The organism is Paenibacillus sp. FSL P2-0121 (genome assembly GCF_037975345.1).
Lineage (GTDB): Bacteria > Bacillota > Bacilli > Paenibacillales > Paenibacillaceae > Paenibacillus_AQ > Paenibacillus_AQ odorifer.
The window spans coordinates 2,142,415-2,155,809 of sequence record NZ_CP150245.1; the positions used below are offsets into that span (position 1 = coordinate 2,142,415).

The 13,395-nt window shown below is 44.0% G+C and carries 14 protein-coding genes; 11 read left to right on the plus strand and 3 right to left on the minus strand.

The features are described from left to right. Positions 1–135: 135 nt before the first annotated feature. The 7 genes from MKY54_RS09270 (at position 136) to sufB (ending at position 6,592) form a co-directional block, all read left to right on the plus strand. Positions 136–438, plus strand: coding sequence for a DUF1805 domain-containing protein (locus MKY54_RS09270; RefSeq protein ID WP_036684352.1), 303 nt, complete (start codon positions 136–138; stop codon positions 436–438). Positions 439–677: 239 nt separating this feature from the next. Continuing rightward, complete coding sequence (locus tag MKY54_RS09275; RefSeq protein ID WP_036684350.1) at positions 678–1,139, plus strand: Dps family protein; 462 nt, start codon at positions 678–680, stop codon at positions 1,137–1,139. Between the two features lie 279 nt (positions 1,140–1,418). Continuing rightward, positions 1,419–2,201, plus strand: a complete 783-nt coding sequence (sufC, locus tag MKY54_RS09280) for a Fe-S cluster assembly ATPase SufC (RefSeq protein ID WP_036684347.1) — start codon at positions 1,419–1,421, stop codon at positions 2,199–2,201. A 26-nt stretch (positions 2,202–2,227) separates the two neighbouring features. Continuing rightward, positions 2,228–3,529 (plus strand): Fe-S cluster assembly protein SufD, encoded by a 1,302-nt coding sequence (sufD, locus tag MKY54_RS09285; protein ID WP_036684344.1) that lies wholly within the window; start codon positions 2,228–2,230, stop codon positions 3,527–3,529. Beyond that, positions 3,526–4,752, plus strand: a complete 1,227-nt coding sequence (locus MKY54_RS09290; RefSeq protein WP_076191063.1) for a cysteine desulfurase — start codon at positions 3,526–3,528, stop codon at positions 4,750–4,752. The genes sufD and MKY54_RS09290 overlap by 4 nt, the downstream gene beginning before the upstream one ends. After that, positions 4,739–5,170, plus strand: a complete 432-nt coding sequence (gene sufU / locus MKY54_RS09295) for a Fe-S cluster assembly sulfur transfer protein SufU (RefSeq protein ID WP_036684339.1) — start codon at positions 4,739–4,741, stop codon at positions 5,168–5,170. The genes MKY54_RS09290 and sufU overlap by 14 nt, the downstream gene beginning before the upstream one ends. Before the next feature lie 24 nt (positions 5,171–5,194). After that, entirely contained in the window at positions 5,195–6,592 is a 1,398-nt protein-coding gene (sufB, locus tag MKY54_RS09300) for a Fe-S cluster assembly protein SufB (RefSeq protein WP_036684335.1), read from the plus strand. A gap of 145 nt (positions 6,593–6,737) precedes the next feature. On the opposite strand, the gene MKY54_RS09305 is transcribed toward sufB, so the two are convergent. Together MKY54_RS09305 and MKY54_RS09310 are read right to left on the minus strand one after the other, a co-directional pair. After that, positions 6,738–7,178, minus strand: a complete 441-nt coding sequence (locus MKY54_RS09305; protein WP_076191066.1) for a hypothetical protein — start codon at positions 7,176–7,178, stop codon at positions 6,738–6,740. A gap of 168 nt (positions 7,179–7,346) precedes the next feature. Further along, the gene (locus tag MKY54_RS09310) at positions 7,347–7,892 is read right to left on the minus strand and encodes a hypothetical protein (protein ID WP_076277536.1); all 546 of its coding nucleotides are present in this window, start codon (positions 7,890–7,892) and stop codon (positions 7,347–7,349) included. Between the two features lie 452 nt (positions 7,893–8,344). Between MKY54_RS09310 and MKY54_RS09315 the strand changes: the two genes are divergently transcribed. From MKY54_RS09315 to MKY54_RS09325, 3 genes are all read left to right on the plus strand, one after another. Beyond that, the gene (locus tag MKY54_RS09315) at positions 8,345–10,105 is read left to right on the plus strand and encodes an ABC transporter ATP-binding protein (protein ID WP_036684103.1); all 1,761 of its coding nucleotides are present in this window, start codon (positions 8,345–8,347) and stop codon (positions 10,103–10,105) included. Positions 10,106–10,131: 26 nt separating this feature from the next. Next, the gene (locus MKY54_RS09320) at positions 10,132–11,970 is read left to right on the plus strand and encodes an ABC transporter ATP-binding protein (protein ID WP_339191144.1); all 1,839 of its coding nucleotides are present in this window, start codon (positions 10,132–10,134) and stop codon (positions 11,968–11,970) included. 153 nt (positions 11,971–12,123) lie between these two features. After that, on the plus strand, positions 12,124–12,435 hold the full coding sequence (locus MKY54_RS09325) for a hypothetical protein (RefSeq protein ID WP_339190272.1): 312 nt from the start codon (positions 12,124–12,126) through the stop codon (positions 12,433–12,435). Between the two features lie 97 nt (positions 12,436–12,532). Here MKY54_RS09325 and MKY54_RS09330 read toward each other — a convergent pair whose 3' ends face one another. Next, entirely contained in the window at positions 12,533–12,781 is a 249-nt protein-coding gene (locus tag MKY54_RS09330; protein WP_076309107.1) for a hypothetical protein, read from the minus strand. A 369-nt stretch (positions 12,782–13,150) separates the two neighbouring features. Between MKY54_RS09330 and MKY54_RS09335 the strand changes: the two genes are divergently transcribed. Continuing rightward, positions 13,151–13,384 (plus strand): hypothetical protein, encoded by a 234-nt coding sequence (locus MKY54_RS09335; RefSeq protein ID WP_143765066.1) that lies wholly within the window; start codon positions 13,151–13,153, stop codon positions 13,382–13,384. Positions 13,385–13,395: the final 11 nt, after the last annotated feature.

Genomic DNA, 13,395 nt, shown 5'->3' on the forward strand with positions numbered 1-13,395 from the left:
TCATATACCCAGGACTACTGGAATAGGGACTATTATACTGCATTTTATACTAGGCATAGGACTACCGTCAGCACACCCACAGGAAAATTAGCATACATATACAACGTGGATAGTGAAAAAAAGGAGGTGCTGCTATTGGTTACTATGGAGCCTATTACAGTAGGTGAACATACGCTGATCGGGGTAGAGGTTAAGCTTCCCAAAACTACACTGCTCTCCATCAGCACGAACCGAGGTTATATTATGTGCGGTGCACTGGATGTCGGTCTCCTCAATGAAACACTTAGTGATCGGCATATCATCGCAGCTCGTGCGGTGGGTGTACGGACGCTTGCCCAGCTTTTAGCTGCCCCGTTGGAGTCTGTAACGATAGAAGCAGAGAGTCTTGGCATCGTACCAGGTATGACGGGTGCGGAAGCGTTACTTCTTATGGTCTGACCGGAAAATTTAACAATTCCAAACAAACGGGGCTTAGGCCCTTTTTGTTTGTGTGCAAGTATTCACATTTAAGCATAATCGGGTGTGTCTTTGCTAATGCTAGAACAAATAAAGGTGTTATGGAAGGCTTCTCCTTGTTTCGTATTACAGGTAAAAGGGTAAATTAAGAATAGACAAGTTACTACCGGACGAAGGAAATAGTAACCGGTAAATATAATGGATAAGGTAGGGATCATCTCATGGCTAAAGCATCGAATAAAGTAAATACAACTTCACTGGAACAGATCATGAATCGTCAGGTTGCTAACTTAAATGTCCTGTACGTAAAAATTCATAACTTTCATTGGTATGTCAAAGGAGAACAGTTCTTCTCCCTTCATGTGAAATTTGAGGAATTATATAATGAAGTAACCCTTCACATGGATGAAGTAGCAGAACGCTTGCTAACCATCAAAGGCAGTCCGGCAGCAACATTGAAAGAATATTTGGAATTAGCTACAATTCAAGAAGCTACAGGTAAGGAAGATACACGGGGAATGGTTCAGTCTCTGATTGAAGACTTCGCCACCATCTCTGAAGAGCTGACAGAAGGCATCGAGCTTGCCGAAGAAACCAAGGATCAGCCAACCTCAGATATGTTCATTAAAATCCGTAGTGATCTGGAGAAACACCAATGGATGCTACGTTCGTTTCTTAGCTAATCATTAAGCAGTTTGAATAAGGCTTCCTGCGGGAAGTCTTATTTTTGCGTAGTCTTATGTTTAATGAAAATCTTCTCTGAGTCACAAGTGATTAGCTAAAGAGAAATTTGTAAAAAAACAAGGTTTGATATAAAATTAGTGAGAATCATTGATAATCATTGTGATTCAATTTATAATAATTATAATGTGATAGAAAATCTAATTGTGCTGGGAATCAGGATTATCCTGTTTCAATACAACTTTTGATTTCGCAAATCGATCAATGGAGGGAATAATATTATGGCAGCAGAATTTGTCATTGAGGGTCTTAAAGCGACGATTGAGGGAAAAGAAATTTTGAAGGGGATTAACCTTCAAATGAAAGGTGGCGAAATTCACGCCATCATGGGACCAAACGGTACAGGTAAAAGTACTTTGGCTTCGGCGCTAATGGGTCATCCTAAATACGAAGTAACTGATGGAACTGCAACTCTTGATGGTGAAGATCTTCTGGAGATGGCTGTTGATGAACGCGCACGTGCAGGTCTTTTCCTTGCAATGCAATATCCAAGCGAAATCTCTGGAGTAACTAACTCCGACTTCTTGCGTTCTGCCATTAATTCCCGTCGTGAAGAGGGAAGCGAAATCTCGTTGATTCGTTTTATTCGCCAAATGGAAGCAAAGATGAAAGAACTAGATATGAACCCTGAGTTTTTACACCGTTACTTGAACGAGGGCTTCTCCGGTGGTGAGAAGAAACGTAATGAAATTCTACAAATGATGATGCTGGATCCAAAAATCGTGATCTTGGACGAAATTGACTCCGGTCTTGATATTGATGCTTTGAAAATTGTAGCTGAAGGCGTAAACTCCATGCGGAGCGAAGAACGCGGCTTCTTAGTTATTACCCACTATCAACGTCTTTTGAACTACATCAAACCTGATTATGTTCACGTTATGATGCAAGGTAGAATCGTGAAATCCGGTGGTCCAGAGCTTGCACAGCGTCTGGAAGCAGAGGGTTATGAATGGATTAAAGAAGAACTTGGAATTGAAGATGAAACTGTAGGGCAAGAAGCGTAAGAAACGCCAGGAAGGAGGAGACCACTATGACGACACAGACCATTCTTCCGGTGGATGCCGAACGCTTGAGCGAATTATCGCACAGCAGCGGCGAACCGGGTTGGCTGAAAGAAAGCCGCTTGAAGGCACTAGAATTGGCAGCTACTCTGACACTGCCTAAATTAGAGAAGACACGGATTGATCGTTGGAATGTCAATAATTATGGTAGCTATAAAGCAAGTGAACCTTTTGCTTCGCTAAGTGATGCACCTGCATCTATTTCTTCCTTGATCAAGGATCAGGAGGAAGGCAGCCTGATTATTCAACGCAACTCCGGTGCAGTATATACACGTATCGCTCCTGAGCTTGCAGAACAGGGTGTTATTTTTACAGATCTACAGACAGCTGTTAAAGAACACGGAGATTTGGTTCAACGTTACTTGCATAAAGCCATTCAGCCAGACGAACATTCTATCGCAGCGCTTCATGCTGCATTGTGGAATGGTGGAGTATTCCTCTATGTTCCTAAGAATGTTGTTATTGAAACTCCGCTTCAAGCAGTGCTGTTAACGGATGATGCGGAAGCTACTTTTGTTCCACACATTCTGGTCGTAGCTGATACTAACAGTTCCGTAACCTATGTAGACAACTACGTATCGGATAAAGAAGAAGCTGGACTACACAATGGTGCGGTAGAGGTATTCGTGGGCGCTGGCGCTAAAGTTCGTTATGCTACAGTGCATCAGCTTGGTGTAGATACTACAGATGTAACTTATCGCCGGGCGGTTGTTGAGAATGACGGAGTCATCGAATGGATCGTTGGTGAGATGAACTACGGAGATACTGCGAGTGATACCAAGTCTGTGCTTAAAGGCAACGGTTCTAGCTCCGATGCTAAAGTAATTGCAGTAGGTACGGGATCACAGAAACTGAATTACACCACTCAAGCTCAGCATTTTGGCAAAAGCACACCAAGTGACATGATCACTCGTGCAGTTATGCGTGATTCTGCTACTTCTATCATCAACGGAATCACCAAGATTGAGAAAGGTGCTACTAGAGCGGACGGCCAGCAAACGGAAAAAGTATTGATGCTGAGTCCAAAAGCCCGTGGTGACGCCAATCCGATCCTGCTTATTGATGAAGATGATGTTACAGCCGGCCATGCCGCTTCCGTAGGTCAGGTCAATCACGAGCAAGTCTTTTACCTAATGTCCCGCGGAATTACACGGCATGATGCAGAGACTCTGATCATCTACGGCTTCTTGGCTCCTGTTGTGTCACAAATTCCACTGGAGGGACTGCGCAATCAGCTCCAATCTCTTGTGGAAAGGAAGTTAGTGCAATGATTAGCAACGCCATCCGGGAGCAATTTCCCATACTGAACCAGAATGTGAACGGACATCCACTGGTCTATCTGGACAGTGCTGCTACTTCACAGAAGCCTCGGAAAGTAATTGAGGCGGTCAAGTCGTATTATGAGTGGGATAACGCCAACGTACACCGTGGCGTCCATACTTTAGGCAGCCGAGCAACCGATGCCTACGAGGGAGCCCGGGAGAAGCTAGCTAAGTTTATTAACGCCCGCAGCACTAAAGAAATTATCTTTACACGCGGAACAACTACAGCCTTAAATCTTGTGGCCTCTTCTTACGGACCCTCTGCTGTGGGTGAAGGCGACGAAATCGTCATCACCTTAATGGAGCATCATAGTAATCTGATTCCATGGCAGCAGCTCGCTAAGAAGACAGGTGCTACATTAAAATATATACCGTTGCAACCTGATGGAACGGTTACGTTGGAAGCTGCCGAGCAGACGATTACGGATAAAACCAAAATCGTTGCTATCGCTTATGTATCCAACGTTATGGGAGTAACTCATCCTATTAAAGAGCTTGCGGCTATTGCTCATCGTCATGGTGCAGTAATTGTCGTAGATGGTGCACAAAGCACACCACATATGAAGGTCGATGTGCAGGATCTGGATTGTGATTTCTATGCACTATCTGGTCATAAAATGCTCGCACCCACCGGAATTGGCGCTTTGTATGGCAAGAGAGCACTTCTCGAAGCCATGGAGCCCGTCGAATTCGGTGGCGAGATGATCGATGATGTGGGTCTTTATGAATCCACATGGAAAGAACTGCCTTGGAAGTTTGAAGGCGGTACGCCGATCATAGCTGGTGCTGTTGGTCTAGGTGCAGCCATTGATTTCTTACAAGAAATCGGTTTGGATGAGATACACCGCCATGAGAAAGCTCTTGCAGCGTATGCAGAGCAACGTCTGTCAGAGATCGAGGGTCTGAACATTTATGGCCCTCGAAATCGAGAAGTCGGCGTTGTCACCTTTAATCTGGGTGACGTTCACCCGCATGATGTCGCTACAGTGCTAGATGCGGAAGGCATTGCCATCCGCGCCGGGCATCACTGCTGTCAGCCGCTGATGCGCTGGCTGGAAGCCAGCTCTACAGCACGTGCAAGCTTTTATCTGTATAATAACGAGCAGGATGTAGATCAACTGGTGGACGCTTTAATCAAGACAAAGGAGTACTTCAGCTATGAACTTGGATGACTTATACAGACGCGTAATTATGGATCATTATAAAAGTCCTCGAAATCGCGGTTCATTTGAAGATGATGCTCTAAAAATTGAACTGAATAACCCAACCTGTGGTGACCGGATTACTCTTCAGCTTAAGGTAGAGGATGGAATCGTAAAGGATGCCCGTTATAATGGTGAAGGCTGTTCGATCAGTATGTCATCGGCTTCGATGATGACTGAGGCGATCAAAGGACAAACGGTTGAACGTGCGCTTGAACTGGCTGATAACTTCTCCTTACTGATGAAGGGTGAAGACGTGGATTTTGGAGATTACGAAGACATTGAAGCCCTTTCGGGTGTGAATAAATTCCCTGCGCGGATCAAATGCGCAACACTGGCTTGGAACGCACTTCGTAAAGGAATTGACGAAGAAGAGCAACATAAATAACAGTAGAACAAGGAGGCTGACACCATGGCTAAGAAAGCGCCTGATATGGAAGAATACCAGTACGGGTTCCGTGATGAGCATAAATCGATATTCCAGTCTGGTAAAGGTTTGACGGCCGAAATTGTTAAAGAAATTTCAGCAATCAAAAATGAACCACAGTGGATGCTTGACTTCCGCTTGAAATCTTTGGAGCAGTTCCGTAAAATGCCAATGCCAACATGGGGCGGCAATATGGATGATTTGGACTTCGAGGATATTCAATACTATGTAAGACCTTCAGAGAAGCAAGGGAAGACTTGGGAAGAAGTTCCTTCCGAAATCAAAGAAACCTTTGATAAGCTGGGGATTCCGGAAGCGGAACAGAAGTTCCTCGCCGGCGTTTCGGCACAATATGAATCTGAGGTAGTCTATCACAGCATGCAGAAGAGCCTTGAAGATCAAGGGGTTATTTTTACAGATACCGACACTGCATTGCGTGAGCACCCAGAGCTTCTGAAAAAATATTTCGGGACGATCATCCCTCCAACCGATAATAAGTTTGCCGCACTTAACAGTGCAGTTTGGTCAGGCGGCAGCTTCATCTATGTTCCTAAAGGTGTGAAATGTGAAGTTCCTTTGCAGGCTTACTTCCGTATTAACTCTGAGAACATGGGACAATTCGAACGTACTTTGATCCTTGCTGATGAAGACAGCTTCGTGCACTACGTAGAAGGATGTACTGCTCCAATCTATAGCACGAACTCTCTGCACAGTGCGGTTGTTGAAATCTTGTGTATGAAGAACGCTCGCGTTCGTTATACCACAATCCAGAACTGGGCTCCAAACATCTACAACCTCGTTACGAAACGTGCGGTTGCAGAAGAGAATGCTACTATGGAATGGGTCGATGGTAACATCGGTTCCAAGCTGACCATGAAATACCCTGCGGTTGTTCTTAAAGGCCGTGGTGCTAAAGGTTCAGTACTATCCATCGCGGTAGCAGGTAAAGACCAGCATCAGGATGCGGGTGCCAAGATGATCCATTTGGCTCCAGATACAACATCCACCATTGTATCGAAATCCATCAGTAAACATGGCGGTAAAGTAACTTACCGTGGTCTAGCTTCCTTCGGCCGTCAAGCAGAAGGTGCGAAATCGAACATTAAATGTGATACGCTGATTTTGGATAATGAGTCCACTTCGGATACTATTCCTTACAATGAAATCATGAACGATAACATCGTTCTTGAGCATGAAGCAACCGTGTCTAAAGTTTCTGAGGAGCAACTGTTCTACCTGATGAGCCGTGGCCTCACTGAAGCAGAAGCGACTCAAATGATCATCATGGGCTTCATCGAGCCGTTCACAAAAGAACTGCCGATGGAATATGCGGTCGAAATGAACCGTCTGATCAAGTTCGAAATGGAAGGTTCAATCGGTTAATAAGAGCGCTTATGAATGGAGGCTTGTCCTCCCAACGCTTATATTTCTTCAAAGCATCCGTAGATATTTTTCTGCGGATGCTTTTTTATTGGCACAATTGAAAAAATCCCCGAATGCTCCGGGGACACACCTTTAATATTTTTTATTATCCATTTCCGGCAACGGCAATTCCACTGAAGGATCTGGCTCCCAGAGATGCCGTTCTAATCGCTGATGCTACAATGGTGTATTGGATCTGGCCGGTAAGCACATCGGTTGAAGGCGGATAGTCGACAGCGGTGATTCCAACCATTTCATATTGGGTCGTTGTATTATTAATGTTTCCGGGGTAGGTTGTACTAAAAATTAATATATTATTGCGGTAAATACTAAAAGTAACATCATTCTGAACTATAATGCTGACATCAACACTAAGTCTGGCAAAAGCATTCAATGTGACTCTCACTAAGCCTGCATTTGCAGGTGTAACATTTACTGTCTGAAGTCCAATGTCACCGAAAATTGCACTTGAACGAACTAAATTAAGACTTTGTGCATCCATAGTGCTGCCCTGTGAAATTCGCATATCAAGAAACTGTATACTCATCCTATTCACCTAACCTCTCATTGTAGATTTTATATTTTATGAGAGAAAGAATAGAATGGTGTGTAAGATACAAACAGATAGCGGGTTGATTATATGAAACGCTGCTAAAACCCAATTATAAACAGAACCCCCGCCAATCACTTGGCGGGGGTTTTTATATGGTATAGGTTACTGTTTTGCCAGATCATTCACTTCTTTACTAAAAGCCTCTGAATATTGATTAAATTTACCTGCATCAAGTTTTAAGCTGTTATCGTTTGCTTTTGGAGGTGTCTCCTGGATCTGTTTATATAAAAGATCAATTTCTGGGGAAAGCTTGGCCCATATTTTTTTTATAGAATCATACTTAATATCTAACTCGTTCATATATGTATCGTATTCTTTTTTCTCTTCCATGGCTTTGCCAAGCTGTTCGATCGTAAAGTCAATGTCCATGCTCGCTCCTGTACTGCTTGTACCACTTCTAGTGTATGAGATAACATCTACAAACCCAACATTCCAAATGTCAGCAATAACAAAATTGCTTATTTCTCTTAGCATTTTTTCAGGTGAGGGTGCTGTATCAGTTTTTGAGGAGATTTCCCCGAAATTAAACAAGTTTTTAGATTCGTTGATCGCTGTGTTTGCGTCCGTAGGGTTATTGTTATTTGTATTGCTACACCCTGAAAGAAGGATAATGGCGATAATACAAGATAAAACAAGCTGCTTTTTCAATATAGTTCCCCTCCATAATATAAGTAAAAAGTGTTGTATTACTATATTACGGTAAATTGTGGTAAAAGTTTTACATCTGAAGCAAATTTAAGACGGCGAAAAAGTGAACTCTTCGTATCCCGGAATAAATTCCAATAATTATGCAAAAAACCGAATAAAGGTCCTCCTAATATTACACGATGATTACAATAATCATGTAGATTCTTAATTCATCAGGATTAAGGAGGAAACACGAGCATTTTAAGATAACGAGGGTCCTTTATATCATGTAGATGCTGCTTTTTTCCGAAATAACCGCAAAAACGCGCAATTCTCCCCTTTGCCGCATTAAATTATGGATGATACACTGCTTAAAGTCACTAAATTGTAAGCGCTAAAAAAAGCTAGCTTACGATGTAACATTTGCTTTATACAAAAAATTGCTTACTAAGTAAGCCTTAAGGAGGAGAGATATGGATGTTCTCAGGCAACTGCGCGGTTATTATCGGGAGAAGCTGCATTTTCTGATTCTTTCGATTATATGTTTGGCCGCTGCAACTGCAGTGGGGCTGATTACCCCCAATTTGTTAAGAAAGCTGATCGATGATGTTATTGTGCCACTTAAGTTTACAGAGGTGCCAGTGCTCGCATTGAGCGTGTTAGCTGTAGTAATAGTAAAAGCATGCCTGCAGTTTGCACATGGATTTTTTGGAGGACGGCTAGGTAACTTTCTTGCATACCGGCTGCGTAATGCTTGTTATGAGAAGCTACAATTCCTATCTTTCCGTTATTATGATACCGCGAAAACGGGAGATTTGATGTCCCGGCTAACCGGAGATTTGGAAGCGATTCGTAACTTTATCGGTTTCGGTTTTGCTCAGCTGCTGAATGTCTTTTTTATGGTCATTTTTGGTTCGATTATGATGTTCTCACTCAATTGGCAGCTTACTCTAGTAACTCTGATTACGATGCCCATCCTGGCGTTTATTGCGCTAAAATTCGAGTCTAAGATTCACCCGGCCTTTCAAGAGATGCGTCTTGCACTCAGTTCTCTGACAACGGCTGTACAGGAGAATATCACGGGTGTGCGCACCGTCAAATCATTTGCGAGAGAGGCTCATGAAGTAGAGAAATTCTCACACCGCAACGAACGTTATAAGAATAACCAAATTTTTGCCGCTGAGCTATGGAGTAAGTTTTTTCCGGCGATGGAGTTTTTAGCATCGATCAGTGCAGCTATTCTGCTTGGAGTAGGTGGAACGTTAGTTATTAAGGGGAAAATGTCACTAGGCGAACTGGTTGCTTTTTTCAGCTTAATTTGGTACATCATTGGTCCGATTTGGGGTCTTGGATTCCATATTAATAACTATACACAGTCCAAAGCATCGGGAGAACGTGTATTGGAAGTACTTAATCAGAATATCGATGTGAAGGATAAAGAGAACGCCCGTGAACTGGTACCTTCTGAGGTTAAGGGAGATGTAGCGTTTAATCACGTCACATTTGCTTATGGGAACAAAATGCCTGCGGTTACAGACATTGATTTTGAGGCCAAATCTGGTGCGGTTATAGGGTTCCTTGGAGGTACGGGCTCTGGTAAATCGACCATTACACAGCTGATGATGCGTGCTTATGACGTTAATGAAGGTAGCATCACACTGGATGGGATGGACATCAGAGAATACAATGTTCGCAGCTTGCGTTCACAGATTGCAACGGTTTTTCAGGAGACCTTCCTGTTCTCCTCCTCAATTCGCAACAACATCTCCTATGGGTTGAAAAATGTAAGCATGGAAGAAATTATCCGAGCTGCACAACTTGCCAAAGCCCATGATTTCATCATGGAGATGGAAGACGGTTATGACACTGTGGTGGGTGAGCGCGGAATGGGTCTTTCCGGTGGACAAAAGCAACGGATTGCCATCGCTAGAGCCCTGCTTAAGAATCCGCGGATTCTTATCCTCGATGATGCGACCAGCGCTGTCGATATGGAGACGGAGCACGAGATTCAAGCCGGATTCCAAGAGGTCATGAAGGGGCGCACTACACTTATTATTGCCCATCGGATCTCCTCCTTGCGCCATGCGGATCAGATTATCGTCATGAACGAAGGTCATGTGCAGCAGCGTGGTACCCATAAAGAGCTAATTGAAGTGCCGGGTCCTTATCAGGATGTATACCGGATACAGTATGCTGATTATCTGGCCAGAGCGACCGGAAGAGGGGAGGAGTGAGGCATATGAAACTTGAAGCCAAACCAATGACCGCTACGGGAGCAAAAAATAAAGCAGCCGAGCAGCAAGAACTGGATGAACGTTTTGTATATAAAGATGATGATGTCATCGATAAGGCTTTTGACTGGAAGCAATTCACCAGACTGTTCGGGTACATGAAGCCTTATGCAAAGCAGATGCTTCCATTGGTGTCCATCATGATGATTCTGGGAACCATCACGAAGTTGACCGTCCCGTTCCTAACAAGTTTAGCGATTGACCGTGCGATTGCGCCAAAGGTGGGGAATCCCAGCTTATCACTGCTTTATTCGCTTACAGCAGGGGTAATCGTCTTATATCTGATTCAATGGATTGCGGGAGTGTACCGGATTAAATATACGAACATCATAGGCCAAAGAGTGATTTATGATTTGCGCTCAGATTTGTTCAAGCATATTCAGAAGCTCTCCTTTAACTTCTTTGATAAACGTCCGGCAGGCTCGGTATTAGTACGGGTAACCAATGATATCAACTCTCTGCAGGATCTGTTCACAAACGGGGTTGTCAATCTGATGATTGACTGCGTGCAGCTTATGGGGATTACCATTATTCTGCTAGTGATTAACTGGAAGCTAGGTCTTGCAGTAATGGTTACGGTTCCGATTATGTTCTTTGTTTCAACTAAGCTGCGCCAAAAGATTCGGATCGCTTGGCAGGATGTGCGGATGAAGAACTCCAGAATTAATTCTCATTTAAATGAATCGATTCAGGGAATCAGAGTCACACAAGCCTACACCCAAGAACAAGAAAATATGAATTATTTCGATGTTATGAATACCGACAGCAAAAAATCCTGGAACAAAGCCTCTGCGATGAACCAGGCGTTCGGTCCGATTATTGAGGTCACAGGTGGTTTTGGAACAATGATCCTCTTTTGGCTGGGGGCTTATCTGATCCAATCTGGAGAACTCACAGTAGGTATGCTGGTAGCATTCAGTTCTTATGTCAGCAACTTCTGGGACCCGATTAATCGCCTTGGGCAGATGTACAATCAGCTGCTTGTGGCAATGGCTTCCTCGGAACGGATCTTTGAATATTTGGATGAGCAACCGGCGGTGCAAGATAATCCTGGTGCTAAGCCAATGGGAACGATTCGTGGGGATATTAACTTTGAAAAGGTCATTTTTGAATATGAAAAAGGCCGGGCTGCATTAAAAGGTATTGATCTGGATGTAAAAGCAGGACAGTCGATCGCGCTCGTAGGTCATACAGGTTCTGGTAAAAGTACGATCATTAACCTGATTGGCCGGTTCTATGATATTAAGAGCGGCCGAATCACGATAGACGGTGAAGATATCCGCGGGGTTACGTTAGACAGCCTGCGAAGGCAGATCGGAATCGTGCTGCAAGATACCTTTATTTTCTCGGGAACGATTCGGGATAATATCCGTTTTGGCCGTCTGGAGGCTACAGATGAAGAAGTGGAAAATGCCGCAAAATCCGTGGATGCCCATGACTTTATCATGAAGCTGCCCGGAGGGTATGAGACTGAGGTGGAAGAGCGCGGCAGCGCGTTGTCGATGGGACAACGTCAGCTGCTCTCCTTCGCCCGGGCGCTTTTGGCAAATCCGCGGATACTAATCCTGGATGAGGCAACTGCCAGCATTGATACGGAGACGGAGCTGAAGATCCAGGAGGCACTCAAAATCCTGCTTCAAGGCCGAACCTCCTTTATCGTAGCGCACAGACTCTCTACCATCCGTCATGCGGATAAAATAGTCGTCCTCGATCACGGAGAGATTAAAGAAGAAGGAAACCATCATGAGTTGACTTCCCGTGATGGGGTATACAATGGTCTGATCGAAGCGCAATTCCGCTTCCTATAGACCGACAGAACGGAATAGAACAAAACAAAACAGAACAGAACAGTACAGAACAGAACAGAACAGTACAGAACAACAGCTCATTCCCGTTGCTTAGGCAACTGCGGGGTGGGCTGTTTTTTATAGGGATATAGTGATTAAGGTGGTCGAGGCTTGGTGGATCAGAGTAGAGTGGAATATGGCAGAGGTATTACGGAACAAGGCAACCGAAGAACGGAAGAACGGAAGAACGGCAGAACGGCAGAACGGCAGAACGGCAGAACGGCAGAACGGCAGAACAGCAGAATGGCAGAACAGCAGAATGGCAGAATGGCAGAACGGAAGAATGGAAGAACAGCAGAACGGCAGAACAGCAGGACGGCAGAATGGCAGAACGGAAGAATGGAAGAACAGCAGAACGGAAGCACGGAAGCACGGAAGCACGGAAGAACGGAAGAATGGAAGATTGGAAGAACGGTAGAACGGTAGAACGGCAGAATGTCAGAACGGAAGAACAGCAGAACAGCAGAATGGAAGAACAGCAGAACGGCAGAAAATAATATAGCAGGGTAATATTTCTATTCAGTTACTTTGGGCGTTTGGATACCCTGCCCGTCACATGCAGCTCAAACATTTGTGCACAAATATCTTGATGCCATTGTAGATCAGCTGTCTGTTCCGCTAATAGGATTTCATTTTGTAATCGGGCCATCTCATAGCAGTAGGTAGCGTTAATTTGCAGGCACTGCTGTTGCTCCGTTTCCTCAGCAGCAGTAAGCTGCCGTCTACGGCTCAGGGTGAACAACTCGGCAAGGCGTTCATGGACAGGAAGCATGCTTTTTTCCTCCTATAGCAATTTAAAACCACATATTAGTCTCGCCATTAGAAGAGGAATTCAAACGTTACGTCAGATAATTAAATTGAGGGGCATTACTATGTTGAGGGTAGGAGGAACTATCTTCGAAGTCAGAAGGAAACAATAGAGGTGAGAGAGGTGAGAGAGGTGAAAATCGAGGAATGTTTAGGAGTAATCTGGAAACCAATCTTTAGTTGCAGTTTGTACAATAGAAACCATCATTCTCGTTATAAAAATACTGTTAATTGCACTTTGTGCAGCTATTTTCGAGAAATGTGCTTATAAAGAGCATTTTCCTTAATTCTAGTTGCACAAAGTACAACTAAATCAGAATTTGGCTTGCTAGACGTGGATTTAGTTGCACAAAGTACAACTAAATCAGAAGTCAGCCTGGTAGACGTGGATTCTGTTGCACAAAATATAACAAAATCAGAAATCGGCTCGCTAGACATGGATTCTGTTGCACAAAGTACAACTAAATCAGAATTCATCCTGGTAGACATGGGTTCTGTTGCACAAAGTACAACTAAAAAATCCCCCGTAGTTAAACCGGGGGATTTAGTGTACAAACAGCAGCTCTGAACCTTCTGCTA